Origin of the sequence: Variovorax boronicumulans (assembly GCF_009811375.1) — a bacterium.
Lineage (GTDB): Bacteria > Pseudomonadota > Gammaproteobacteria > Burkholderiales > Burkholderiaceae_C > Variovorax > Variovorax boronicumulans.
Genome location: NZ_BKDH01000001.1, coordinates 3,244,676 through 3,267,476, shown reverse-complemented (window position 1 = coordinate 3,267,476; position 22,801 = coordinate 3,244,676). Strand labels below are relative to the sequence as shown.

Below are 22,801 nucleotides of genomic sequence, written 5' to 3'. Positions count from 1 at the left end.
CATGAAGGTCCGCATCCGTTATTTCGCCTCCGTGCGCGAGGCACTGTCCAGCAGCGGTGAAACCGTCGACACGGCCGCCGGCACGCTCGCAGCCCTGCGCGACGAGCTCATCGCCCGCGGCGGCGCCTACGCCAGCGCGCTCGCGCGCGGCAAGGCCGTGCGCATGGCGCTCGACCAGGCCATGAGCGACGAAGCCGCCGCACTGAACGACGACTGCGAAGTCGCGTTCTTCCCGCCCGTCACGGGCGGCTGAGCCGCGCGTCCAGCGCCACGAGGCGCTCGCGCAGGCCGTCCGACGCGCGGGTCATCGGCGAGCGCAGCTCGTCACGCAGTTCGCCCGCGTGCGCCAGCAGCGCCTTCAGCGGGCCCGGGTTGGGTTCGGCAAACAGCATCTCCAGCAGCGGTTGCAGGGGTTGCCATTCGGCGCGCGCCTCGGCCAGCCGGTTCTCGGCCAGCAGGCGCACCAGCCGCACGAGGCGCTTCGTCTGCACATGGCCGCTGGCCGCGATGGCGCCCACGCCGCCCTCGGCCATGGTGGCGAAGATCTGGTGGTCTTCACCCGTGAGCACCTGCAGCCGGCCGTCGGCGATCACCGCGCGCGTCTTGGCCATGTCGCCGCCGCAGTCCTTGATGCCGCGGATGCGCGGGTGTTCGGCCAGCGCCAGCATCGTCTCGCGCGCGATCGTCACGCCGGTGCGGTAGGGAATGTCGTAGACCAGCACGGGCACCGTGCTGGCATCGGCGATGGCGTGGAACCACTCGAGCACGCCGGCCTGCGACGGGCGGATGTAGTGCGGCGCGGCCACCAGCAGGCCCGCCAGCGGGCGTTCCGAGAGCTTGCGCGCCCACGCCGTGGCCTTGCCCAGGTGGTAGCCCGACACGCCCATCACGACCGGCAGGCCGCCGGCGGCGGTCAGCACGGTGTCGAGCACGGCGAGCTGTTCGGCCTCGTCGAGCGCGGCGGCTTCGCCGGTCGAGCCGCAGGGCACGAAGCCGGTCACGCCGTCGTCGGCGAGCCGGCGCACGAGCGCCGCCAGGGCGGTGTGGTCGACGGCGCTGTCGCGGAACGGGGTGACGAGGGCGACCCACAGGCCCGAGAAATCGGTGGCGGTGTCGGCGGTTGGTTGTTGATGTGGCACGCAGGCTTCCTTTCAGGAATCGACCGATGGAAAGAACCACCGTCCGATGCGCGCGCAACCCAAGAGGGGCCAAAGCCTTGGCAGGTTCCGTCGCTCATCCGACGACGGAACCTCGGCTCCGGTCAGACGAGCTTTGGTTTTTTGGCTTTGTTGCCCTGGCGCGCGCATGCCTGGCCTTCGAACGAAGGCGAAAGGCGGGTGGGCGTGCGGCGCGAAGGCATGGGCTGCATTGTCGCGCCTAGGCCGGCGGTGCGGTGGCGCTGCGTTGCAGGCTCACGACACGGCCGCCATCGGCGGCGCGGGCATTGCCCAGGAACTCGACGGTGACCTGGTTGCCCAGCTGCGCGTCGGTCTTGAGGTCGAGCGCGCCGAACAGCTGGCCGTCGACCCGGAACCAGCGCACCTCCGCCGTGTGCTTGCCCTGCGGCACCTGGGCCGTGAGGATTTCGGTGACCGGCCCGCTCACCGTGTGCAGGTGCGTGAACCGGCGTGCGCGCAGCAGCTGCGGCAGCACGCCGACCGCGAACACCAGCGCACAGATGGCGGCTGCGTACCCCGCCATGAACAGGCCGAAGCCCGGGCGAAAACCGTCGGCCCACGCCGTCCCGATCGCCAGGACCGCGCCGCCCGCCAGCACGACGCCCATGAAGCGGCGGTCCGAGCGCCCGGCGCGCCGACGGTCGCGCGAGGTGGCCGGCCGCTCGGTGCGCGTAGCCTGGCGCGCCATCGGATAACGCGTGCGCAGCAGCAGATGCACGTCGTTGTCGCGCGCCACGCATTCGATCTCGACGGGCGCCTGTGCCAGGTGCCGCACCGCCGTCAGCGGCCGGCCCGTGGCGTGGCTGCGAGGCGCGTCCAGGCCCAGCACCGGCGCGACGTCGATGTGGAACTGGCCGTCGACCGTGTAGCGCAGCGCGCCGCCGGGCAGGGCGGCCACGTGGTCCACGGTGCCGGCCACGGTGAACTTGCTGTTCTTCGCCAGGGCCTCGCGGGTGGTCTGGGCCCGGCGCCGGTCGATCCGCGTCCGATGGGTGAACAGCCACACGCCCAGCAGCAAGGTGACCAGTGCCGCCGCGTTCATCGCCAGGGCCAGGCCCGCCGGGGCGCCGGGCAGCCGCCCGATCACCACGAAGACGAGGGCGCAGCCCGCCAGCAGCACGGCCAGCACCGCCAGGCCGGCGGCCGGGGTGCGCGCGGCAAGGTCGACGCGCCGCAGCATCTCGACATCGTCGGGTGTCAGGGGCTGCGACGTGGGGGCCGGCATCGGCGCAGTGTAGGGCGGCAGTGCCACAATTTGGGCATGTCCTCGCTCCCTCGCGTTTCCATCCAGACGGCCGACTTCGACGCCGGTGCCGAGATCACCGCTCTGCGCGCGGCCGACGCGCGCGTCGGCGCTGTCTGCAGCTTCATCGGCACGGTCAGAGACCGCAATGACGGCAGCACCATCGCCTCGATGGAGCTGGAGCACTACCCCGGCATGACCGAAAAAGCCATCGAGGCCATGATCGACGAGGCCCACAAACGCTTCGACATCCTGGGCGCGCGCGTGATCCACCGCGTGGGGCTGCTGCAGCCGCTGGACCAGATCATGATGGTGGCGGTGGTGTCCGCCCACCGCGGCCAGAGCTTCCAGGCCTGCGAGTTCCTGATGGACTACCTGAAGACGCAGGCCCCGTTCTGGAAGAAGGAGCAGACGCCCGAAGGCGCCCGCTGGGTCGATGCCCGCGTGACCGACGACGAAGCGCTGGCACGCTGGGGCATCGCCGCCTCGAACAGCGCCACCTGAGCGGCGCGTTCGAGGCTCAGGGCGCGATCAGTGCCGAGGCCGCCAGTGCCTTGGCTTCCGCACCGCAGTCCTGAGCGGGCACCGCGCCTGCTGCGCGTGCCTTCGCGATCTCTGACCGGGCACCCGCCATCTGCGCCTGGAACACCGGGTTCGTGTGCAGCCTGGCTACCGTCGCTGCGCCGACCAGCCGGCCGTTCTCGATGTCGCTCTGCCAGTGCACGCCGCAGATCGCGCGGCTCTGCGAGAAGGCCCGGCCGCGCTGCAGCAGTGCATCGGCGCGCTCGGGTGCGAGTTCCGTCAGCACCAGCGCCCAGGCCCAGCCGACGGCCGAATGGCCCGAAGGGTACGAGCCGTCCTTGGCCAGCGAGGCTTCTTCGGCGGGCGTGCAGCTGCCGGTCTTGAAGGCCACGAAGGGGCGCGTGCGGTTGTAGGTGTTCTTGGCCTTGTAGGTGGCCGAGCCGGCGTCGGCCAGCGTGCGGCGCAGCAGCATGTTCAGGTTCGGGGTGGCCTGCTCGGAGATCGGCATGCCCAGCGCGCACGAGAACACCTCGGCGGCCTTCGGAAACTTGAGGTTGGCGTCCTGCACCGCCAGTGCGCCGCGCGGCGTGCCCTGCAGGGCCGTGAGCGCGCGGAAGGTGGCGCCATCGGCCGCCAGCGCGGCCGAGCCCTCAGCCGGGGGCGCCGGCAGCAGGGCAAGGCTGTCGGGCAGCTCGACCGCGGGCAGGTAGCCCTTGAGGTAGCCCGAGCCCGGGCGCAATTCGCCGACGTCGGCAGGAGAAATGGGCGCGGTGCTGCCGCAGGCGCCGAGCAGCAGCGCGGCCGCCAGCGAGGCGGCGAGGGTCGTGAATCGCATGAGGGATGTGTCTCCGGCTTTGTTGTTGGAAGCGAGGGCCCATCGTAGAGGGGCCTCGCCGGGCCGGAAGATCACTCATGTGACGACCGTGCCAGGCCGTGCAGCTCAGGGCTTGAAGCCGCTCGCCTGGATGATCTTTTCCCAGGTCTGCGTGTAGGTGCGCACGCGGCCCGCGAACTGGCCCTGGGGCTCGTAGCCGACCGTCAGGCCCATCGTGGTGAGCTTCTGCTTCACGTCGGGCATGGCCAGCACCTTCTGCAGCGCGTCGCCGTACCTGTCGATGACGGCCTGCGGCGTGCCCACCGGCGCGAAGATGCCGTAGTAGGGCAGGTCTTCCAGGTTCGCAAAGCCCAGCTCGGTGAAGGTCGGCACGTTCGGCAGCAGGGCCTGGCGCTTGGCGCCGATCGAGGCCACGATGCGCACCTTGCCCGCGCGGTGGTTCTCGATGAAGTCGGGCACCGAGGCGATGCCCGCCGTGATCTGGTTGCCCAGCATGTCGGCCGTCATGGGCGCGCTGCCGCGGTAGGGCGCGGGCTGCACGTCGATCTTGTACTTGTCCGAGATCATCTTCACCAGAAACTCGGGGATCGACGCCGGCGCCGGCACGCCGATGGTCTCCTTGCCGCCCTTTTGCGTGCGGATCCACTTCACGTACTCGTCGATGCTCTTGGCCGGCGTGCCGCCCGACACCGCCAGCACGTTGGCAAAGGTGGCAAAGCCGGCCACGGGCACGAAGTCGGTCGCGGGGTTGAAGCCCGGGTTCTTCACCACCTGCGGCAGGATCGAGATGGAGTGGTCATGCGACAGGAACAGCGTGTGGCCGTCGGCCGGCGCGGCCTTCAGCGCCTGCGCCGCGATCTGGCCGCCCGCGCCCGCGCGGTTCTCGACCACCACGGGCACGCCCAGCACGTCCTTGAGCTTTTCGCCCAGGGTGCGGGCAATGGCGTCGGTGCCTGCGCCGGCGGGAAAGCCCACCAGCAGGCGCACCGGCGTGCCGCTCTGGGCCTGCGCCAGGCCGGCCATGCCCAGGGCCGCTGCCAGGAGACCCACGCTGAACGCGCGGCGCATCGGTCGGACGCGCTGCATTGAAAAAACCATGATCGACTCCATTCGAAGAAAGAAAGAGAGAAATGCCTACGGCGGGAAGGTGCGGGGCCCGGTGCAATACCCGTGCCCAGGGTGCAAATCCGATTCGCAACCTTGAATCGTGCCCGAACAGCCCTATTTTGGATGCAGGAATACCACCATGCGACAAGACAAACTCACCACCAAATTTCAGGAAGCACTGAGCGACGCCCAGACGCTGGCGCTCGGTAACGACAACGCCTACATCGAACCAGCGCACCTGCTGGTCGCGATGCTGCGCCAGGACGACGGCCCGCGTGCCCTGCTGGAGCGTGCCGGCGTCAACGTGCCCGGGCTGCTGCAGGCCGCCGAAGGCGCCATCAAGAAACTGCCCCAGGTGCAGGGCCACGACATCGTGCAGGTCGGCCCCGAGCTGGGCAAGCTGCTGCAGGCGACCGAGAAGGAAGCCATCAAGCGCAATGACCAGTTCATTGCGGGCGAACTCTTTCTGCTCGCCGTGGCCGACAGCAAGGCCGACATCGGCAAGATCGCCAAGGACAACGGCCTGAGCCGCAAGTCGCTCGAGGCCGCCATCGAGGCCGTGCGCGGCGGGCAGGGCGTGAACAGCGCCGACGCCGAAGGCCAGCGCGAAGCCCTCAAGAAATACTGCCTGGACCTCACCGAGCGCGCCCGCCTGGGCAAGCTCGACCCGGTCATCGGCCGCGACGAGGAAATCCGCCGCGCCATCCAGGTGTTGCAACGCCGCACCAAGAACAACCCCGTGCTCATCGGCGAACCCGGCGTGGGCAAGACCGCCATCGTCGAAGGCCTGGCCCAGCGCATCGTCGCGGGCGAAGTGCCCGAGTCGCTCAAGGGCAAACGCGTGCTGTCGCTCGACATGGCCGCGCTGCTGGCCGGTGCCAAGTTCCGCGGCGAGTTTGAAGAGCGCCTGAAGACCGTGCTCAACGAACTCGCGAAGGACGAAGGCCAGACCATCGTCTTCATCGACGAGCTGCACACCATGGTTGGCGCCGGCAAGGCCGAAGGCGCGATGGACGCGGGCAACATGCTCAAGCCCGCGCTCGCGCGCGGCGAGCTGCACTGCGTGGGCGCCACCACGCTCGACGAATACCGCAAGTACATCGAGAAGGACGCCGCGCTGGAGCGCCGCTTCCAGAAGATCATCGTGGGCGAGCCCAGCGTCGAGGCCACCATCGCCATCCTGCGCGGCCTGCAGGAAAAGTACGAAGTGCACCACGGCGTGCAGATCACCGACCCGGCCATCGTGGCCGCGGCCGAGCTGTCTGACCGCTACATCACCGACCGCTTCCTACCCGACAAGGCCATCGACCTGATCGACGAGGCCGCGGCCAAGATCAAGATCGAGATGGACTCCAAGCCCGAGGTCATGGACCGCCTGGACCGCCGCCTGATCCAACTGCAGATCGAGCGCGAAGCCGTGCGCCGCGAAAAGGACGAAGCCTCGCAGAAGCGCTTCGGCCTCATCGAGGACGAGATCACCAAGCTGCAAAAGGAAATCGCCGACTACGACGAGATCTGGCAGGCCGAGAAGGCCCAGGCCCAGGGCAGCGCGCACGTGCGCGAAGACATCGACAAGATCAAGTTCCAGATCGAAGAGTGGAAGCGCAAGGGCGACTTCAACAAGGTCGCCGAGCTGCAATACGGCCAGCTGCCGGCGCTCGAGAAGCGCCTGAAGGAAGCCGAAGAGAGCGAGGCGAGCAAGGGCAAATCCAGCGCGCCCACGCTGCTGCGCACGCAGGTCGGTTCGGAAGAAATCGCCGAGGTCGTGGCGCGCGCCACTGGCATCCCGGTCGCCAAGCTGATGCAAGGCGAGCGCGACAAGCTGCTCGTCATGGAAGACAAGCTGCACGAACGCGTGGTCGGGCAGGACGAGGCCATCGGTGCGGTCGCCAATGCGATCCGCCGCTCGCGCTCGGGCCTGAGCGATCCGAACCGCCCCACGGGCTCGTTCCTGTTCCTCGGCCCCACGGGCGTGGGCAAGACCGAGCTGTGCAAGGCGCTCGCGGGCTTCCTGTTCGACAGCGAAGACCACCTGATCCGCATCGACATGAGCGAGTTCATGGAGAAGCATTCGGTCGCCCGCCTGATCGGCGCGCCGCCGGGCTACGTGGGCTACGAAGAGGGCGGCTACCTCACGGAAGCCGTGCGCCGCAAGCCCTACAGCGTGGTGCTGCTCGACGAGGTCGAGAAGGCCCACCCCGACGTGTTCAACGTGCTGCTGCAGGTGCTCGACGACGGCCGCCTCACGGACGGCCAGGGCCGCACCGTGGACTTCAAGAACACCGTGATCGTGATGACCAGCAACATCGGCTCGCCGATCATCCAGGCGATGGTGGGCCAGCCGAGCGAGGAGATCAAGGAAGCGGTGTGGGACGAGCTGAAGAACTACTTCCGCCCCGAGTTCCTGAACCGCATCGACGAGACCGTCGTGTTCCACGCGCTCGACGCGAAGAACATCGAATCGATCGCCGCGATCCAGCTCAAGGTGCTGCAGGCGCGCCTGGCGAAGATGGACCTGGGCCTGCAGGTGTCGCCCGCGGCGCTGGCCGAGATCGCCAAGGTCGGCTTCGACCCGGTGTTTGGTGCGCGTCCGCTCAAGCGCGCCATCCAGCAGCGCATCGAGAACCCGCTCTCGCGGCTGTTGCTCGACGGCAGCTTCGGGCCGAAGGACACGATCGAGGTCGAAACCGACCCGATCCAGTCGCCGGGCCAGTTCTCGTTCCGCAAGGGCGGGGAACCAACGGCGGCTGCATCGGCCTAAAGTCGGATGATGAACTTCATTCTTCGCGTCATTCTTCTGCTCCTGGGGCTGGTCTTCGCGGCCAGCCTGGCCGTGGCGGCCCTGCTGCTGGCGGCGGTGTGGGGTGTGCGCTACGCCTGGGGGCGCGTCACGGGCAAGCCCGTGACGCCCTGGGTCATGCGTTTCAACCCGCGCTCGGGTTTCGATCGATTTCGCCATGCGGCACAACAGCCGGCCGAACCCACGGCGGCCGACGTGGTCAGCGCCCGTGCGCGCGGCGAGTCGGTGCGCAGCCCGGTCGTGCTGGGCCCGGCCGACGATGTGACCGACGTGCGGGCCCGTCCCGTGCGCGGCGACTGAGCCTTTTTCTTCCCCGATCAGGCGCTGTACAGCGCCTCGATCTCGTTGGCGTAGGCCTTGTAGATGCTGGAGCGCCGCACCTTCATGGTCGCGGTGACTTCACCGTCGTCATGGTCCAACTCTTTGGTGAGCAGATGAAAACGTCTGATCTGCGACACCTGCGCCAGCTTCCCATTGCCGCGCGCCACTTCGGCCTCGATCAGCGCGCGCACCTTGGGTTCTTCCACCAGCGAGCGGAAATGCGTGAACGGCAGGCGCTGGGCTTCGGCCCATTTGCCGACCGTTTCGTAGTCGATCTGCAGCAGCGCGCCGACGAACTTGCGGCCGTCCGCCACCACGATGCATTCCTTGATGAAGGGGCTGCCCTTCATGGTGTTCTCGATCTCCGAGGGCGTGAGGTTCTTGCCGCCGGCGGTGATCATGATGTCCTTCAGCCGGTCGACGATGCGCAGCTGCCCGCCGGCTTCCTCGCGCACCACGTCGCCCGTGTGCAGCCAGCCATCGCGGATCGATGAGGCCGTGGCCTCGGGGTTCTTGTAGTAGCCCTCGAACACCATGTCGCCGCGCACCAGCAGCTCGCCGGCTTCGCCCACGCGGTGCTCGGTGCCCTGCGTGGGCGGTCCGACGGTGCCGATGGTCACAGCGTCGGCGCGGTGGCCCGAGACCATGCCGGTCGATTCGGTGAGGCCGTACACCTCGACCAGCGGCACGCCCAGCGTGCGAAAGAAACGCACCACGTCGGCGGGAATCGGCGCCGCGCCCGTGAGCGCGATGCGCGCGCGGCGCAGGCCGATGAAGTTCTGCAGCGCGCGCAGCACGGTCCAGTAGGCGAGGGCGAAGCGGCCGCGCTCGGCCAGCGTCCAGGCGCTGCGCGGTTTCTCGGCCAGCGGCGCGCAGGCCTCGATGGCCTTGCGGAACAGCGCGCGCTGCAGCCGCCCGGTTTCCTGCATCTTGATGCTGATGCCCGCGTGCAGCTTCTCCCAGATGCGCGGCACGCCGAGGAACATGGTGGGCGCCACCTCGCGCAGGTCTTCCTGCACGGTGCGGATCGATTCGCCGAAGTTGACCTGCGAGCCCAGGTACAGCGGCACGAAGGCCGTGAGCATCTGTTCGGCCACGTGGCACAGCGGCAGGTACGACAGGTGCGTGGTGCTGCCGTCGAGCCCGAGCCGATCGACGATGCCCGGCACGACGCCGCGGATGTTGCGGTACGAAATCATCGCGCCCTTGGGCTTGCCGGTGGAGCCCGAGGTGTAGATCATCAAGCCGATGTCGGCCAGTGTCTGGCGCTGCAGCGCGGCGTCGATGAGCGCGGTGCCGTCGCGTGCCAGCACCTCGGCGCCGGCCTGCTCCACTTCGGCAAAGGTCGCGATGCGCTCGCGCACCTCGGGCGGGTAGCTCGCGAGGCCCTTGGTCTCGATCACGACGATCTTGCGCAGGCGCGGCAGCTGGTCGAGGGCGTCGAGCACCTTGTCGGTCTGCTCCTGGTCCTCGCAGACGATCACCTCGATGTCCGCATGGCCGACCACGTAGGCCACCTCGTTGCTCGGGCTGGTGGGGTACACGCCCACGGTCACGGCGCCGATGAGTCCCGCGCCCATCTGCGCGAGCAGCCACTCGACGCGGTTCTCCGAGATCACGCCCAGGTGCCCGCCGGGCGCGAGGCCCATCGCGTGCAGGCCCAGGCCGAAGCGGCTGGCGCGCTGCAGGTAGCCGGCCCAGTCCAGCGGATGCCAGATGCCGAAGTCCTTCTGCCGGATCGCGATGCGCTGCGGCTGCAGGCGTGCCTGCTCGCGCAGCATCTGCGGCAGCGTGAGCGAAGGGAGCGGGTTCGTCGTCATGACAGCCAGCGCTTGCGGCGCTTGTAGTGCTTCAGCTCGCGGAAGCTGCGCGATTCGCCGCTGCCGCCCACGCCCAGGTAGAACTCGCGCACGTCGGGGTCGGCCGCGAGGCGCTCGGCGCTGCCGTCGATCACGACCTTGCCGCTTTCCATGATGTAGCCCGTGTGGGCGATGGCCAGTGCCACGCTGGCGTTCTGTTCCACCAGCAGCATCGAGGTGCCGCGCTCGGCGTTGATGCGCGCGATGATCGTGAAGATGTCCTCCACGAGCTTGGGCGAGAGGCCCAGCGAGGGCTCGTCGAGCAATATCAATTGAGGCTGCGCCACCAGCGCGCGGCCGATGGCGAGCATCTGCTGCTCGCCACCCGAGAGATAGCCCGCGAGGCCCTTGCGGCGCTCGTGCAGGCGAGGGAAGTAGGCGTAGACGTCGTCGAAGTTGCGCGACGCGGGCGCAACGCCCGTGCGACCGGTCAGCGCGTAGGTCGCAGCGACCAGGTTCTCTTCGACCGTGAGGTCCTCGAACACGCGCCGGCCTTCCATCACATGGCTCAGGCCGCGCCGCACGAGTTGCTGCGGCGCGAGCCGCTCGGTTGGTGCGCCGTCGAACACGATGCGACCGGCCTCGACCTCGCCGTCTTCCAGCGCGAGCAGGCCCGACACCGCCTTCAGCGTGGTCGACTTGCCCGCGCCGTTGCTGCCCAGCAGCGCCACGATCTGCCCGCGCGGCACGGCCAGCGACAGGCCGCGCAGCACCTGCACGACCTTGTTGTAGACCACCTCGATGTTGTTGACCTCCAGTACGAGGTCGGGCGGTGCCGCGCGCGCGTCCATCGTGTCGATCAGTTCAGTGCGATCCAGTCGGAGGCCGGCACCATCTTCTGCGCCTTCATGTCGGCCTTGTAGACGCGGCCCACGGGAATGGAGTTGCCCTTGATGGTGATCGGCGTGCCGATGATCCCGCCGGTGTCGAAGTCCTTGATGGTGTTGAGCGCGGCCTTCAGGTTCTTGCCGTCCAGCGGCTTGCCGGCGTCGAGCGTGCGCTTGGCGGCCTCGGTGAACAGCATCGCCGTGAGGAAGCCCTGCGTGTAGGCCGTGCTCTGGTACTCGGGGCGCAGCGCGCGGATCTTGTCGAGCATCGGCGCCTTGGCCGAGGTGTCGTAGTAGTAGCGGTAGGGCATGACGCCCATGAAGCCGTCGCCGCCTTCGCCCATCTTCATGACGGTGGAGCTGTCCATGGTCCAGAAGGTGCCCATCCACTTGCTGGTCATGCCCATCTGCTTGCCCTGCTGCACGAACTCGGGAATGGGCGCCAGGATGTAGCCGTGGAAGATCGTGTAGTCGGGCGCGGCGCGGCGCAGCTTGATGACCTCGGTCGACACGTCGACGCTGCCCGCGGGCGTCATGAGCTTTACGGGCACGCTCAGGCCCAGCTTCTTGGCAGCGGCTTCGCTGGCCTCGATGGGGTCGCGGCCGAACTCGGAATCGGAGTACACGAAGGCCACCTTGGCGCCCGGCTTTTCCTTGGCGATGTGGCGCAGAAGAATGCCGATCTGCTCGGTGTAGTCGGGGCCCACCAGGAACTGGTTCGGGTACTTGGCCGGGTCGTTCAGCTCGGTGGCGAACGAGGCGCCCGCCATCAATATCTGGCCGCCGCGGTCGAGCTCGGGGTTGATGGTCTTGGAGAAGCCGGTGGAGTCGCCGTAGTAGAGGTTGACCTTGTTCTGGCTCGTGATCTTCTTGAAGGCCGCCACCGACACGTCGACCTTGTAGCCCGTGTCTTCCGGCACGTAGCGCAGCTTGCGGCCTTTGATGCCGCCCGCGTCGTTGACCATCTTCACGTAGTCGGCAATGCCGGCGTTGATGCCCACGCCCGCGAAGGCGAACACGCCGGTCATCGGGATCGAGCCGCCGATGACGATGTCCTCGTTGCCTTGCGCATTCGCCGCGAACGGCACGGTGGCGGCCAGGCCCGCGGCGATCAGCAGGGCGCGGCGCTGGGGGGAAAGCTTCTTCGTTGTCTTGGGCATGTGTGTCTCCTGGTTCTAGTTACGAAACGGCCATAGATGGAAAAAGCGGCGCAGGCGCCGCCACACTTCTGCGAGCCCGTGCGGCTCGAACACCAGAAATCCGACGATGAGCAGGCCGAAGACGACGGTGCGCACCGGCGAGAGGAACACGGTCATCTCGACGCCGCCCGGCAGCAGGTCGACCACCAGCTTGAGCAGCTCGGGCACCATGGTCATGAACACGGCGCCGAAGATGCCGCCCAGGATGGTGCCCATGCCGCCGACGATGATGGCCGCGAGGAAGAAGATCGACATCAGCAGCGGAAAGCTCTCGGGCGTGACCACGCGGAAGAAGTAGGCCCACAGGCCACCCGCCACGCCCGCGTAGAACGACGAGAGTCCGAACGACAGCAGCTTGTAGCGCAGCAATGGAATGCCCAGCACCTCGGCCGAGATGTCGCGGTCGCGGATGGCGATGAAGGCGCGCCCCACGCGCGTGCGGAACAGGTTGGCTGCGCCGAGCACCATGAGCACCATCACCGGAACGATCACCCAGTACAGGCGGAACGACGTGTCCAGCGGCAGGCCGAAGAGCTGCGCGGGCGGCAGCGAGATGCCGGTGGTGCCGCCCGTGAGCTTGAGGTTGGCGAACAGGAAGTGCGTGATGAACGACGCGGCGATGGTCGCGATGGCCAGGTACAGGCCCTTCACGCGCAGCGACGGGATGCCGACGACCAGCCCGCCGAGCATGGCGACCACGCCGCCCGCGAGGATGTTCAGCAGGAAGGGCGTGCCCAGCCGTGTCTGCATGATCGCGACGGTGTACGCCCCCAGACCCATGAACGCGGCCTGCCCGAGGCTCACGAGGCCCGTGTAGCCCGTGAGGATGTTCAGCCCCGTGGCGCTCGCCACGTTGATGGCGACAAGGCATGCGAGGTACAGCCAGTAGTCGCTGGCCATGAAGGGGAACAGCACGAGCAGCGCCGCGCCGATCGCGAGCCACACCTTCTGCGTACGCGAATCGAACAGCGCCGCGTCGGCGATGTAGCTTTGCTTGAGGGTGCCGATGCGCATGGCTAGAGCCTCTCGATCTCGTGCGTGCCGAAGAGCCCGTACGGCCGCACCATCAGCACGAACACCAGCACGATGAAGGTGGCGAGCAGCTTGTACTCGCCACCGAGGTAGGAGCCGGCCAATGCTTCGATCAGGCCGATGAGCACGCCGCCGACGAGTGCACCGAGCACGCTGTCGAGCCCGCCGACGATCACCACCACCAGCACCGACAGCCCGAACACGCCCATCGACGACGAGATGCCGCCGATGGCGCCGACGATGATGCCGGCCACCGCCGCGATCATGGCCGAGGCCACCCAGGCCAGCGAGAACACGCGCGGCACGTGGATGCCCATCGAGTACGCGGCCGCCTGGTCGGAAGCGGTGGCCCGCAGCGCCACGCCGCCGCGCCAGAAGCGGAACAGCAGCAGCACCAGCCCGATCAGCACCACCGCGATCAATGCGCCGTAGGCGATCTTGGGCGCCAGGAAGGCCTCGCCGATCATCACGGGCGTGTTGGGCAGGAACTCGGGCAGGCGGCGCTGGTCGGCGGTCCAGATGATCTCGACCAGCCCGACGAGGATCGACGCGAGACCGACCGTCACCATGAACACCGAGATCGGCGGTTCGCCCAGCAGCGGGCGGATCATGGTGCGCTCGATCACGGCGCCCAGCAGGCCGGTGCCGATCACCGAGCCCAGCACCGCCATCCAGATCGGCAGCGAGAAGCTCGCGGCGAAGGTGAAGAACAGGTAGGCGCCGACCATCAGCATCTCGCCGATGGCGATGTTGACCACGCGCGTGGCCTTGTAGACCAGCACGAAAGCCAGCGCCGCGAGCGCATACAGGCCGCCGCCGGCAATGCCGGTGAGCGCGATCTCGAAGAGGTAGGCCCAATCCATCAGGCGGCTCCCACGGCAGTTTCGCCGCGCAGCCGGCGACGCAGCTCGCCCACGTCGCCCGCGCCGAGGTAGGCGCGGATCACTTCCGGGTCGGCCTGCACCTGCGCGGGCGTGCCTTGCGCGATGACCTGGCCGAAGTTGAGCACCACCACGTGGTCCGACAGGTCCATCACCATGCCCATGTCGTGCTCCACCATCAGCACCGTGATGCCCCATTCGCGCCGCACGTCGAGGATGAAGCGCGCCATGTCTTCGGTCTCCTCGCGGTTCATGCCGGCCACGGGTTCGTCGAGCATCAGCACCTTGGGCTGCATGGCCAGGGCGCGCGCCATTTCGACGCGCTTTTGCAGGCCGTAGGGCAGGGCGGCCACCGAGGCGTGGCGGATGTGGTCGATCTCGAGGAAATCGATGATGCGTTCTTCCACGTCGCGGCGCAGCTCTGCCTCTTCGCGGCGCGCGCGGCCCAGGTAGAAGAGGGCGTCGAACACGTTGCTCTTCAGGTGCGCGTGGCGGCCGAGCTTGATGTTGTCGAGCACGGTCATGCCGCGGAACAGCGCGATGTTCTGGAAGCTGCGCGCCAGGCCCAGCGCGGCGCGCTTGGGCGCGGGCAGGCGGGTGATGTCCGCGCCCTCGAACAGCACGCGGCCCTGCGAGGGCTTGTAGAAGCCCGAGATGGTGTTGAACAGCGAGGTCTTGCCCGCGCCGTTGGGCCCGATCACCGCGGTGATGGAGCCGGGCGCGACGCTGAAGCCGACGTGGGTGAGCGCCTTCACCCCGCCGAAGGCCAGCGTCAACGCCTCGGCCTGCAGCACCGGGGCCGTGGCGGAAGGTGCGGACATGGAGGTATCCCGTCGAGTCTCGTCAGGCATGGCTAAGGGGCGCGCCGCAAGGTCAGGGTTTGTGTCCAGCAGCGAAATGCTACTGGCCCGTAAAATTCCTACTGGCCGGTAATGTCCGTGTTCGCCGCAGTTCGCGGCATCGGGACTTTCCCCGCCCGCACAAACCCCATGCCCCGTTCCACCGCCGTTCCTGCTTCAGCCTCCCCGTGGGCGCCTGCCGACCGCCGTGCGCAGCAGCGCGAGGTCAAGCGCATGGCCGTGTTGCGCACGGCCGCCCAGCTCTTCAACGAACGCGGCTTCCACGCGACCTCGCTCGACGACATTGCCGAGCGGCTCAACGTGAGCAAGCCCACGCTGTACTACTACATCGAGAACAAGGACCAGATCCTGCTCGAGTGCGTGAAGATGGCGCTCGACCTCATGCAGACCGGCATCGGCGAGGTGCGCGCCGCGGGCGGCAGCGCCATCGACCAGCTCAAGGCCTGCATGCGCATCTACTCGGGCGTGGTCACGCAGGACTTCGGCATGTGCGTGATCCGCATCGGCGAAGACCCGCTGCCCGATCCGCTCAAGAAGGAACTGCGCCGCCTCAAGGCCGGCATCGACGGGCATTTCCGCCGCCTGATCGAGGAGGGCGTGGCCGAAGGCGCGCTCGCGCCCTGCGACCCCAAGATGGCCGCCTTCATGCTGGCCGGCGCGCTGAGCTGGATCGGCCGCTGGTACCGCCCCGACGGCGACCTCACGCCCGACCAGATCGCCGACCAGGGCATCGAGCTGCTGCTCAACGGCGTGCTGCAGCGCGCCCCGACGAAAGCGAACCCATGACTTCAGAGACTTCTTCTTCGCCCCTGCTGGTGGGCCGCGAAGGCGCGGTGGCCACGCTGCGCTTCAACCGGCCGGCCGCGCTCAATGCCATCGACGTGCCGATGGCGACCGCCTTCCTCGCTGCCGCACGCACCTTGGCCGCTGACAAGAGCGTGCGCGCCGTGCTGGTGAGCGGCGCGGGCAAGGGCTTCATGGCCGGCGGCGATCTCGGCGTGCTGAGCGCCGACCCGAAGCAGGGCGCGGCCGATCTCATCGGCCCGCTGCACGAGGCGCTGACCGTGCTCGACGCCATGGACGCGCCGCTGGTCGCGCAGGTGCACGGCGTGGCGGCCGGCGCGGGCCTGAGCCTGATGCTGCAGGCCGACTTCGTGCTCGCGGCCGAAGGCACGCGCTTCAACCTGGCCTACGTGAACGTCGGCACCAGCTGTGACGTCGGCGCCTCGTGGGCGCTGCCGCGCCTCGTCGGCACGCGCCGCGCGCTCGAGATCGCGATGCTCGGCGATACCTACGACACCGCCGCCGCCGAACGCATGGGCCTCATCAACCGCGTAGTACCGGCGGCCGAGCTCGAATCCGAAGCGATGGCGCTCGCGCAGCGGCTGGCCAAGGGCCCGACCGTGGCGCTGGGCCACCTGCGCCGGCTGATGCGCGGGTCGCTCGACCGCGACCTCGCGAGCCAGCTTGATGCCGAGTCGGCCGCGTTCCAGTCGTGCGCGGCCACTGCCGATTTCCGCATCGGCCTCGATGCCTTTTTCGGCAAGAAGCCCGCGGCCTTCACGGGCCGCTGAAGAATTCGCTGTTTTCGTTTTTTCAATCCAGGAGATCCATCCCATGACTTCACGCGACATCTTCGTGGTCGGCACCGCCCGCACCGCCATCGGCACCTTCGGCGGCGCGCTCAAGGACGTGCCCAACACGCAACTGGCCACCACCGCCGTCAAGGCCGCCATCGAGCGCAGCGGCGTGGCCGCCGACGCCATCGGCCATGTGGTCATGGGCAACGTGATTCCCACCGACGTGAAGGACGCGTACCTGAGCCGCGTGGCCGCCATCGATGCGGGCTGCCCCATCGAGACGCCGGCCTTCAACGTGAACCGCCTGTGCGGCTCGGGCCTGCAGGCCATCGTGTCGGCGGCGCAGGCCATCGCGCTGGGCGACTGCGACGTCGCCATCGGCGGCGGCTCCGAATCGATGAGCCGCGGCCCGTACTTCGATACCTCGGCCCGCTACGGCGCGCGCATGGGCGACGCGGTGCTGGTCGACTACATGCTGGGCATCCTGCACGACCCGTGGGAGAAGATCCACATGGGCATCACGGCCGAGAACGTGGCCGCGCGCTACGGCATCACGCGCGAGCAGATGGACGAACTGGCCGTGACCAGCCAGCAGCGCGCCGCCGCCGCCATTGCCGCGGGCCGCTTCAAGGAGCAGATCGTTCCGGTCGAGGTGAAGACGCGCAAGGGCGTCGTGCTGTTCGACACCGACGAGCACGTGCGCGCCGACACCACCGTCGACACGCTGTCGAAGATGAAGCCCGCGTTCAAGAAAGACGGCCTCGTGACCGCCGGCAATGCCTCGGGCATCAACGACGGCGCCGCCGCCGTGGTGCTGGCCGAAGGCGGCCGCGTGAAGGCGCTGGGCCTGAAGCCGCTGGCGCGCCTCGTGGGCTACGCGCATGCGGGCGTCGAGCCGGCGTACATGGGCATCGGCCCTGTGCCGGCCACGCGCAAGGTGCTGGAGCGCACGGGCCTGAAGGTCAGCGACTTCGACGTGATCGAGTCGAACGAAGCCTTCGCCGCGCAGGCTTGCGCGGTCATCAAGGAGCTGGGTTTCGATCCCGCCAAGGTGAACCCGAACGGCTCAGGCATTTCGCTCGGTCATCCGGTGGGCGCGACCGGCGCGATCATCACGACGAAGGCGATCGCCGAGCTGCACCGCACGGGCGGCCGCTATGCGCTGGTCACGATGTGCATCGGCGGCGGCCAAGGCATCGCCGCTGTCTTCGAACGCGTTTGAGGGCACACTCGCGGGCATGCTCCGCCCCCCACTCCTGATCGATCCCGACGAGGTCGACTTCAGCGCCATCCGCGCGCAGGGGGCGGGCGGGCAGAACGTCAACAAGGTGTCGAGCGCGGTACACCTGCGCTACGACATCCATGCCAGCTCGCTGCCGGCCGATGTGAAGGAGCGGCTGCTCGCCCTGCGCGACAGCCGCATCACGCAGGAAGGCGTGTTCGTGCTCAAGGCGCAGCAGCACCGCACGCAGGAGATGAACCGCGCCGACGCGCTCGCGCGGTTGCAGGCGGTGATCGACAGCGTGGCCACGCCGCCGCGCGTGCGGCGCGCCACCAAGCCCACCTACGGTTCGAAGCAGCGCCGGCTCGAAGGCAAGAGCCAGCGCTCGCAGATCAAGAGCCTGCGCGGGCGGGTGCAGGACTGACGGGCTTGTCGCCGCGCAGCCGCTTGATCTGCAGCGTCACGCCGACCACGGACAGCGCGCCGAGCACCGCGGTGATCGCCTTCAGTTCGGGCGCCTCGGCGTTGGGCAGCAGCGGCGCGCCCAGCGGAAAGCGCGTCAGCGTTTCGGTGAAGGCCGGAATCCAGTGGAAGAGAAAGCTCGCCGAATAAGCGACCGCCTCGATGTAGCGCGATTTCGGCCCGAGCCGCCCATACCCCGCCAGCGCGCCGACGGCCAGCGCCACCAAAGTGATGATGCCCAGCGCATGCGGCTTGCCGAAGCCGCCGTGCTGGAAGATGCCGAAGCCCGTGAGGCAGGTCAGCACCGTGGTCCAGACGAAGACCTGGCCCAGGCCGGTGCGCAGGGTGATTTCCTTGTAGCGCAGCAGGGCCCAGATGCCTGCGAACACGGCGATCAGGCTGATCGCGGTGTGAACCGTGCCGAGTGACGTCAATCCAAGCCATCCTGTGGGTGCCATGCGGATCTCCTCGTGGTCGTGGTGCGGCATTCTGGCGCGGCGCCCGCCTTTTTGCCATGTGTGCCCATTCGTTTCAGGGCAGGTCTTCCGGCCCGCCCCGAGCGCTGTGTCACCTTCGGCAAGCACAATCGGGGCCATGAGTGTTTTTGTTCGTCGCACGGGAATGGTGCTGCTGATGGCTGTCGCGGGCAGCCTGCTGTCCGCCTGCAGCCCGGACGCGGCCCAGGGGCAGGGCGTGGCCAGCGCGCCGGCCGCGCAGGAGATGGCCTGGGACGCGCTGGTGCCCAAGGAGTGGGACCCGACCCAGCGCTACCGCAACATCAGCCTCGAGGCGCTGCGCGACAACGACCCGCGCGCGATCCAGATGCTCGACGAGATGCGCGCTGTCTGGGACAACGCGCCGGTCAACGTCGCGCTCGACGGCAAGCCCGCGAAGCTCTCGGGTTTCGTCGTGCCGCTCGATGCCACGCAAGACGGCATCCGCGAGTTCCTGCTGGTGCCGTACTTCGGCGCCTGCATCCACACCCCGCCACCGCCCGCCAACCAGATCGTCCACGTGATCGCGCCCGCGCCCGTGAAGGGGCTGCACGCGATGGACACGGTGCGCGTGAGCGGCACGCTGAAGGCAGCGCGCTACGCGTCGGCCGACATGGGCGTTAGCGGCTACGAGATCGCGTCGGCGGCGGTGGAGCGGGTGGCGGTCACGCAGGGGCCGTGAAGGCCGCCAGTTCGCCCAGGGCCGGCTGCAGCAGCCGGTAGCTCAGCCGCTCGGCCACCTGGAACGCGCCGAGCCCTTCATAGAACGCGATGCCGCGCGCATTCGTCGCCTTCACGGGCCAGTCGATGCGGTGGCATCCCTTGGCGATGGCTTGCGCGGCCACCCATGCCATGAGGGCGCGCCCCGCCCCGGCGCTGCGGTGGCCCGACTTCACATAGAGCTCCTTGAGCTGGCAGTGCCTGCGTTGTTCCGGTGCGAAGTCGACCAGCGAGAAGACCCAGGTGATCGCGGCCAGGCCGACCACGGTGCGCGCGTCTGTCGATGCCACCACGAGCTGGTGCGGCGAGCCGGGCGCCAGGAGATTGCCCAGCAGGTGCTCGCGCACCAGCTCGCGCGGCACGCGCGCGCCTTCGTTGTAGAAGGCGTGCAGCTCGGCCAGCAGCTCGATGAGCGAATCGTGTTGGGCTTCGGACACCAGATCGACGTGCATGGCATTTCCTTCGGATGGGGCTGCGTGACTGCCGGATTCTGGCCCGCTCCGGATTCACGACGATCTTGTTACTCCCCGCTCCAGTCCTCGCGCGGCTAGATTGCCCTTCACCACTTCGAAAGGACAAGAACCATGAACCCGGCCTACACCGGCGGTTGCGCATGCGGCGCCATCCGCTACGAGATTTCAGGGGAACCCGTGTTCCAGAACGACTGCCAGTGCCTGGACTGCCAGCGCAAGAGCGGCACGGGCCACGGCTCGTACCTCAGCTTCGCGGGCGCCGAGGTGAAGCAGACGGGCGAGGCCACGCTGTGGAGCCTCAAGGGCGACAGCGGCAACATCAAGACGCGCGCGTTCTGCCCGACCTGCGGCTCGCCCGTGTACATGACCTTCGCGGCGATGCCCGGCGTCTTCACCGTGCATGCCGCCAGCCTGGACGACCCAGGACGCTACCGGCCGCAGGCGGTCACGTACGCGGTGCGCGGGCACGCCTGGGACTTCCTCGACCCGGCGCTGCCGAAGTTCGAGCGGATGCCGCCGGGCTGAACTCAGCCGGTCAGCCCATCCGCTGCGACAGGAAATCGAGGAACGAAGTGATGCGCGCCGACAGCTGCGTGTTGCGGTAGTACACGGCGTTGACGGGCTGGCGCACGTCGACCGTGTCCTTGGGCAGCACCTGCACCAGCGCGCCGCTGGCGCGGTCGGCGGCGGTCATGAAGTCCGACAGGCAGACGATGCCCACGCCGGCCAGCGCCAGCTGGCGCAGCGTCTCGCCGCTGGACGCGACCACGGTGGGCGCGATGGTCCATTCGTCGCCGTGCACGCCGCGCAGCGGCCAGCGGTTGAGCGACTCGGGCTGCGTGAAGCCCAGCAGCGCGTGCCCGGCCAGCTCGTCCACCTTGCGCGGCTTGCCGTGGGCCTCGAGGTAGGCGGGGCTTGCGAGCACGCGCAGCCGGTGCGTGCCGAGCGGGCGCGCGTGCAGCGTGGAGTCGCGCAGCGGGCCGATGCGGATCGCCACGTCGGTGCGCCGCTCCAGCAGGTCGATGGGCAGGTCGTCGGTGTCGAGCTCCAAGCTGATCTGCGGATAGAGCCGGCGGAACTCCGGCACCAGCGGCACGATGGCGTGCAGCATGAAAGGCGAGGCTGCGTTCACGCGCAGCCGGCCGGCCGGCTGCTGGCGGCGCGCGGCCATGTGCTCCTCGGCGTCGTCGATCGCGTCGAGGATGGCGCGCGTGCGCTGCAGGAAGGCGGCGCCTTCCTCGGTGAGCTCGAGCCGCCGCGTGGTGCGGCGCATCAGCGTGGTGCCGAGCTTCTGCTCGAGCCGGCTCAGTGCGCGGCTGATGCCCGACACCGTCTGGCCCAGCTGGTCGGCCGCGGCGGTGATCGAGCCGGTGTCCACCACGGCGCGGAAGGCGACCAGTTCTTCGATGGTGGTTTTCATGGCGCCCGCGTCTGCGAAGAGAAGGACGCGGTCAGGCCGCGGCTTCGGCCTCTTCGGGCATGTCGATGCGCGGCATCAGCGCGGCCAGCGCCTCGGCGTCGGTGCGGTAGCTGAAGAGCATCGGCCCCGGCGCCAGCAGGCCCGCGCGTTCCAGCACCTGCATGGCCGGCAGCTTCATGCCGCTCAGGTGCAGGCGCACGCCCTTGGATTCCATCATCCGGCGGATCGAGCCGAACACCTCGGCACCGGTGATGTCGATGCGGTTGATCGGCTGTGCGAACAGGCACACGTCGGTCAGGTCGGGGCGCTCGGCCAGCGCGACCGTGAGCGCGCGCTCCAGCGTGGAGGCGGAGGCGAAGTCGAGTTCGGCGTCCATGCGCACCGCATACAGCTGCGGCGCGAGCGGCGGCAGCTTCCAGAGGTGGCGGTCGCGCAGGCTGCCGTCGGGGTGCAGGCCCACTTCGATGATGCGCGGGTGCAGGTGGCGGTACATGTAGTGCGCCAGGCTGGCGAGCAGGCCGCCCAGCACGCCCCAGTAGATGCTCGGCGCGGTGGCGATGGTGAGCACGAAAGTGCCGAAGGCGATGCCGGCTTCCAGCTTCGAGATGCGCCACAGCGCCGTGAAGCTCGATGGCTTCACCAGCCCGAGGATGGCCGTGACCACCACGGCCGCCAGCACCGCCTGGGGCACGTGGTACAGCAGCGGCATGAGCCACAGCAGTGCGCCGGCCACCACCGCCACGCTGAACAGCGCCGCCCAGCCGGTCTGCGCGCCCGCATAGAGCGTGATGGCCGAACGCGAGAACGACGAGCTGGTAGGGAACGACCCCGTGAAGCCCGAGGCCAGCTTGGCCAGGCCCTGTCCGATCAGGTCCTGGTTTTCGTTCCACAGCGTGCCGGCGCGGCCGTTGTCGACCTTGGCGCTCGACGCCGTTTCGAGAAAGCTCACCAGCGTGATCATCAGCGCGGGCAGCACCAGCGCGCTGAAGGTGTGCGCCGGCAGCAGGCCGGGCCAGTAGAACGAGGGCAGGCCCGAGGGCAGGGCGCCCACCACGGCGCCGCCGCGCAGCGCGTAGTTGATGCTCCAGCTGATGGCCGCGGCGCCGGCCACCAGCGCCATCGTGGTCGGAAAGCGCGGCACCCAGCGCTTGCCGAGCCACAGCACGGCGATGCTGCCCAGGCCGAAGGCGATGGCCGTGAGGTCGGGCAGCGGCCCACCCTGCAGCACCTGCGGGATGGTGCGCCCCGTGAAGCCCAGCAGCGCGGGCAGCTGCGAGATCGCGATCAGCACCGCCGCGCCCTGCGTGAAGCCGATCAGCACCGGCGAATTGACCAGCCGCAGCAGCCAGCCGAAGCGCCCCGCGCCGAGCACGATCTGGATCGCGCCCGACATCAGCGTGAGCCACACCGCCATCGCCACCCATTCGTCGCTGCCCGCCACCGCCAGCGGCGCGAGCGACGCGCCCACCAGCAGGCTGGTGAGCGCGGTCGGCCCCACCGATAGCCGCTGCGACGAGCTGAACATCACGGCGATGAGCGCCGGGAACAGCGCCGCATACACGCCCGTGACCAGCGGCATGCCGGCCAGCGCCGCATAGGCCACGCCCTGCGGCAGCACCATCAGCGCGACGGTGATGCCGGCCATGGCCTCGTTGCGCAGCAGCGCGGCGGACGGGCGGGGCCAGCCGAGGCAGGGAACCCAGCGTGCGAGGCGCTGGCGAAGAGACGGAGCGGGGGAAGAGGAGGGGGAAGCCGGATTCATGAAG

24 protein-coding genes are annotated in these 22,801 nt (G+C 68.8%); 10 read left to right on the top strand and 14 right to left on the bottom strand.

Features of this window, described 5'->3' with window-relative positions:
• Position 1 precedes the first annotated feature (1 nt).
• Positions 2-253, top strand: coding sequence for a MoaD/ThiS family protein (locus VHAB30_RS15015; protein WP_159277539.1), 252 nt, complete (start codon positions 2-4; stop codon positions 251-253).
• On the opposite strand, the gene dapA is transcribed toward VHAB30_RS15015, so the two are convergent.
• Both dapA and VHAB30_RS15005 read right to left on the bottom strand, forming a co-directional pair.
• Complete coding sequence (dapA, locus tag VHAB30_RS15010; RefSeq protein WP_159277538.1) at positions 240-1,139, bottom strand: 4-hydroxy-tetrahydrodipicolinate synthase; 900 nt, start codon at positions 1,137-1,139, stop codon at positions 240-242. The genes VHAB30_RS15015 and dapA overlap by 14 nt on opposite strands.
• A 238-nt stretch (positions 1,140-1,377) precedes the next feature.
• A complete protein-coding gene (locus VHAB30_RS15005; RefSeq protein WP_159277537.1) occupies positions 1,378-2,403 on the bottom strand; it encodes a hypothetical protein in 1,026 nt (341 codons plus the stop codon).
• Between the two features lie 36 nt (positions 2,404-2,439).
• Here VHAB30_RS15005 and VHAB30_RS15000 point away from each other — a divergent pair, with 36 nt between their 5' ends.
• Positions 2,440-2,925, top strand: a complete 486-nt coding sequence (locus VHAB30_RS15000; protein ID WP_159277536.1) for a molybdenum cofactor biosynthesis protein MoaE — start codon at positions 2,440-2,442, stop codon at positions 2,923-2,925.
• A 16-nt stretch (positions 2,926-2,941) separates the two neighbouring features.
• Here the strand turns inward: VHAB30_RS15000 and VHAB30_RS14995 are convergent, their stop codons facing one another.
• Together VHAB30_RS14995 and VHAB30_RS14990 are read right to left on the bottom strand one after the other, a co-directional pair.
• Entirely contained in the window at positions 2,942-3,778 is an 837-nt protein-coding gene (locus VHAB30_RS14995) for an acid phosphatase (RefSeq protein WP_159277535.1), read from the bottom strand.
• 105 nt (positions 3,779-3,883) lie between these two features.
• On the bottom strand, positions 3,884-4,876 hold the full coding sequence (locus VHAB30_RS14990) for a Bug family tripartite tricarboxylate transporter substrate binding protein (protein WP_159277534.1): 993 nt from the start codon (positions 4,874-4,876) through the stop codon (positions 3,884-3,886).
• Positions 4,877-5,024: 148 nt separating this feature from the next.
• On the opposite strand from VHAB30_RS14990, the gene clpB reads away from it, so the two are divergent.
• On the top strand, positions 5,025-7,646 hold the full coding sequence (gene clpB, locus VHAB30_RS14985; protein WP_159277533.1) for an ATP-dependent chaperone ClpB: 2,622 nt from the start codon (positions 5,025-5,027) through the stop codon (positions 7,644-7,646).
• A 9-nt stretch (positions 7,647-7,655) separates the two neighbouring features.
• Entirely contained in the window at positions 7,656-7,985 is a 330-nt protein-coding gene (locus VHAB30_RS14980; RefSeq protein ID WP_228121805.1) for a hypothetical protein, read from the top strand.
• Positions 7,986-8,002: 17 nt separating this feature from the next.
• Here the strand turns inward: VHAB30_RS14980 and VHAB30_RS14975 are convergent, their stop codons facing one another.
• The 6 genes from VHAB30_RS14975 to VHAB30_RS14950 are packed head-to-tail and all read right to left on the bottom strand — an operon-like array spanning position 8,003 to position 14,625.
• Positions 8,003-9,826: an AMP-dependent synthetase/ligase gene (locus VHAB30_RS14975; protein ID WP_159277532.1), complete on the bottom strand. Its 1,824-nt coding sequence runs from the start codon at positions 9,824-9,826 to the stop codon at positions 8,003-8,005.
• Positions 9,823-10,656, bottom strand: a complete 834-nt coding sequence (locus VHAB30_RS14970; protein ID WP_095744716.1) for an ABC transporter ATP-binding protein — start codon at positions 10,654-10,656, stop codon at positions 9,823-9,825. The genes VHAB30_RS14975 and VHAB30_RS14970 overlap by 4 nt, the downstream gene beginning before the upstream one ends.
• 8 nt (positions 10,657-10,664) lie before the next feature.
• Positions 10,665-11,852, bottom strand: coding sequence for an ABC transporter substrate-binding protein (locus VHAB30_RS14965; protein ID WP_062472967.1), 1,188 nt, complete (start codon positions 11,850-11,852; stop codon positions 10,665-10,667).
• Positions 11,853-11,867: 15 nt separating this feature from the next.
• Positions 11,868-12,905, bottom strand: a complete 1,038-nt coding sequence (locus tag VHAB30_RS14960) for a branched-chain amino acid ABC transporter permease (protein ID WP_070059585.1) — start codon at positions 12,903-12,905, stop codon at positions 11,868-11,870.
• Positions 12,906-12,907: 2 nt separating this feature from the next.
• Positions 12,908-13,786, bottom strand: coding sequence for a branched-chain amino acid ABC transporter permease (locus VHAB30_RS14955; protein WP_062472963.1), 879 nt, complete (start codon positions 13,784-13,786; stop codon positions 12,908-12,910).
• Positions 13,786-14,625, bottom strand: a complete 840-nt coding sequence (locus tag VHAB30_RS14950) for an ABC transporter ATP-binding protein (RefSeq protein ID WP_159277531.1) — start codon at positions 14,623-14,625, stop codon at positions 13,786-13,788. The genes VHAB30_RS14955 and VHAB30_RS14950 overlap by 1 nt, the downstream gene beginning before the upstream one ends.
• Before the next feature lie 168 nt (positions 14,626-14,793).
• Between VHAB30_RS14950 and VHAB30_RS14945 the strand changes: the two genes are divergently transcribed.
• The 4 genes from VHAB30_RS14945 to arfB are packed head-to-tail and all read left to right on the top strand — an operon-like array spanning position 14,794 to position 17,890.
• A complete protein-coding gene (locus VHAB30_RS14945) occupies positions 14,794-15,450 on the top strand; it encodes a TetR/AcrR family transcriptional regulator (protein ID WP_235926668.1) in 657 nt (218 codons plus the stop codon).
• Positions 15,447-16,238, top strand: coding sequence for an enoyl-CoA hydratase/isomerase family protein (locus VHAB30_RS14940; RefSeq protein WP_159277530.1), 792 nt, complete (start codon positions 15,447-15,449; stop codon positions 16,236-16,238). The genes VHAB30_RS14945 and VHAB30_RS14940 overlap by 4 nt, the downstream gene beginning before the upstream one ends.
• Before the next feature lie 43 nt (positions 16,239-16,281).
• Positions 16,282-17,466: an acetyl-CoA C-acyltransferase family protein gene (locus tag VHAB30_RS14935; protein ID WP_159277529.1), complete on the top strand. Its 1,185-nt coding sequence runs from the start codon at positions 16,282-16,284 to the stop codon at positions 17,464-17,466.
• Positions 17,467-17,482: 16 nt separating this feature from the next.
• Positions 17,483-17,890: an alternative ribosome rescue aminoacyl-tRNA hydrolase ArfB gene (arfB, locus tag VHAB30_RS14930; RefSeq protein ID WP_095744721.1), complete on the top strand. Its 408-nt coding sequence runs from the start codon at positions 17,483-17,485 to the stop codon at positions 17,888-17,890.
• Here arfB and VHAB30_RS14925 read toward each other — a convergent pair.
• Positions 17,859-18,386: a DUF2306 domain-containing protein gene (locus VHAB30_RS14925; protein WP_159277528.1), complete on the bottom strand. Its 528-nt coding sequence runs from the start codon at positions 18,384-18,386 to the stop codon at positions 17,859-17,861. The genes arfB and VHAB30_RS14925 overlap by 32 nt on opposite strands.
• Positions 18,387-18,522: 136 nt before the next feature.
• On the opposite strand from VHAB30_RS14925, the gene VHAB30_RS14920 reads away from it, so the two are divergent.
• A complete protein-coding gene (locus VHAB30_RS14920) occupies positions 18,523-19,104 on the top strand; it encodes a DUF3299 domain-containing protein (RefSeq protein ID WP_159277527.1) in 582 nt (193 codons plus the stop codon).
• On the opposite strand, the gene VHAB30_RS14915 is transcribed toward VHAB30_RS14920, so the two are convergent.
• Positions 19,088-19,594 carry a GNAT family N-acetyltransferase gene (locus VHAB30_RS14915; protein ID WP_159277526.1) on the bottom strand — a complete coding sequence of 169 codons (507 nt, stop codon included), beginning with the start codon at positions 19,592-19,594 and terminating at the stop codon, positions 19,088-19,090. The two genes, VHAB30_RS14920 and VHAB30_RS14915, sit on opposite strands and share 17 nt — an antisense overlap.
• A gap of 132 nt (positions 19,595-19,726) precedes the next feature.
• Here VHAB30_RS14915 and VHAB30_RS14910 point away from each other — a divergent pair, with 132 nt between their 5' ends.
• Positions 19,727-20,140, top strand: a complete 414-nt coding sequence (locus VHAB30_RS14910) for a GFA family protein (RefSeq protein ID WP_159277525.1) — start codon at positions 19,727-19,729, stop codon at positions 20,138-20,140.
• Between the two features lie 10 nt (positions 20,141-20,150).
• Here VHAB30_RS14910 and VHAB30_RS14905 read toward each other — a convergent pair whose 3' ends face one another.
• Positions 20,151-21,035: a LysR family transcriptional regulator gene (locus VHAB30_RS14905; protein ID WP_070059579.1), complete on the bottom strand. Its 885-nt coding sequence runs from the start codon at positions 21,033-21,035 to the stop codon at positions 20,151-20,153.
• A 31-nt stretch (positions 21,036-21,066) separates the two neighbouring features.
• The gene (locus tag VHAB30_RS14900) at positions 21,067-22,797 is read right to left on the bottom strand and encodes a SulP family inorganic anion transporter (RefSeq protein WP_159277524.1); all 1,731 of its coding nucleotides are present in this window, start codon (positions 22,795-22,797) and stop codon (positions 21,067-21,069) included.
• Between the last annotated feature and the right edge of the window lie 4 nt (positions 22,798-22,801).

Bases quoted from the DNA above. Each gene is read 5' to 3' on its own strand.
- VHAB30_RS15015 (WP_159277539.1), top strand. From the start codon at position 2: ATGAAGGTCCGCATCCGTTATTTCGCCTCCGTGCGCGAGGCACTGTCC.
- VHAB30_RS15005 (WP_159277537.1), bottom strand. From the start codon at position 2,403: ATGCCGGCCCCCACGTCGCAGCCCCTGACACCCGACGATGTCGAGATG.
- VHAB30_RS15000 (WP_159277536.1), top strand. From the start codon at position 2,440: ATGTCCTCGCTCCCTCGCGTTTCCATCCAGACGGCCGACTTCGACGCC.
- VHAB30_RS14995 (WP_159277535.1), bottom strand. From the start codon at position 3,778: ATGCGATTCACGACCCTCGCCGCCTCGCTGGCGGCCGCGCTGCTGCTC.
- VHAB30_RS14990 (WP_159277534.1), bottom strand. From the start codon at position 4,876: ATGGTTTTTTCAATGCAGCGCGTCCGACCGATGCGCCGCGCGTTCAGC.
- clpB (WP_159277533.1), top strand. From the start codon at position 5,025: ATGCGACAAGACAAACTCACCACCAAATTTCAGGAAGCACTGAGCGAC.
- VHAB30_RS14980 (WP_228121805.1), top strand. From the start codon at position 7,656: ATGAACTTCATTCTTCGCGTCATTCTTCTGCTCCTGGGGCTGGTCTTC.
- VHAB30_RS14975 (WP_159277532.1), bottom strand. From the start codon at position 9,826: ATGACGACGAACCCGCTCCCTTCGCTCACGCTGCCGCAGATGCTGCGC.
- VHAB30_RS14970 (WP_095744716.1), bottom strand. From the start codon at position 10,656: ATGGACGCGCGCGCGGCACCGCCCGACCTCGTACTGGAGGTCAACAAC.
- VHAB30_RS14965 (WP_062472967.1), bottom strand. From the start codon at position 11,852: ATGCCCAAGACAACGAAGAAGCTTTCCCCCCAGCGCCGCGCCCTGCTG.
- VHAB30_RS14960 (WP_070059585.1), bottom strand. From the start codon at position 12,905: ATGCGCATCGGCACCCTCAAGCAAAGCTACATCGCCGACGCGGCGCTG.
- VHAB30_RS14955 (WP_062472963.1), bottom strand. From the start codon at position 13,786: ATGGATTGGGCCTACCTCTTCGAGATCGCGCTCACCGGCATTGCCGGC.
- VHAB30_RS14950 (WP_159277531.1), bottom strand. From the start codon at position 14,625: ATGTCCGCACCTTCCGCCACGGCCCCGGTGCTGCAGGCCGAGGCGTTG.
- VHAB30_RS14945 (WP_235926668.1), top strand. From the start codon at position 14,794: ATGCCCCGTTCCACCGCCGTTCCTGCTTCAGCCTCCCCGTGGGCGCCT.
- VHAB30_RS14940 (WP_159277530.1), top strand. From the start codon at position 15,447: ATGACTTCAGAGACTTCTTCTTCGCCCCTGCTGGTGGGCCGCGAAGGC.
- VHAB30_RS14935 (WP_159277529.1), top strand. From the start codon at position 16,282: ATGACTTCACGCGACATCTTCGTGGTCGGCACCGCCCGCACCGCCATC.
- arfB (WP_095744721.1), top strand. From the start codon at position 17,483: ATGCTCCGCCCCCCACTCCTGATCGATCCCGACGAGGTCGACTTCAGC.
- VHAB30_RS14925 (WP_159277528.1), bottom strand. From the start codon at position 18,386: ATGGCACCCACAGGATGGCTTGGATTGACGTCACTCGGCACGGTTCAC.
- VHAB30_RS14920 (WP_159277527.1), top strand. From the start codon at position 18,523: ATGAGTGTTTTTGTTCGTCGCACGGGAATGGTGCTGCTGATGGCTGTC.
- VHAB30_RS14915 (WP_159277526.1), bottom strand. From the start codon at position 19,594: ATGCACGTCGATCTGGTGTCCGAAGCCCAACACGATTCGCTCATCGAG.
- VHAB30_RS14910 (WP_159277525.1), top strand. From the start codon at position 19,727: ATGAACCCGGCCTACACCGGCGGTTGCGCATGCGGCGCCATCCGCTAC.
- VHAB30_RS14905 (WP_070059579.1), bottom strand. From the start codon at position 21,035: ATGAAAACCACCATCGAAGAACTGGTCGCCTTCCGCGCCGTGGTGGAC.
- VHAB30_RS14900 (WP_159277524.1), bottom strand. From the start codon at position 22,797: ATGAATCCGGCTTCCCCCTCCTCTTCCCCCGCTCCGTCTCTTCGCCAG.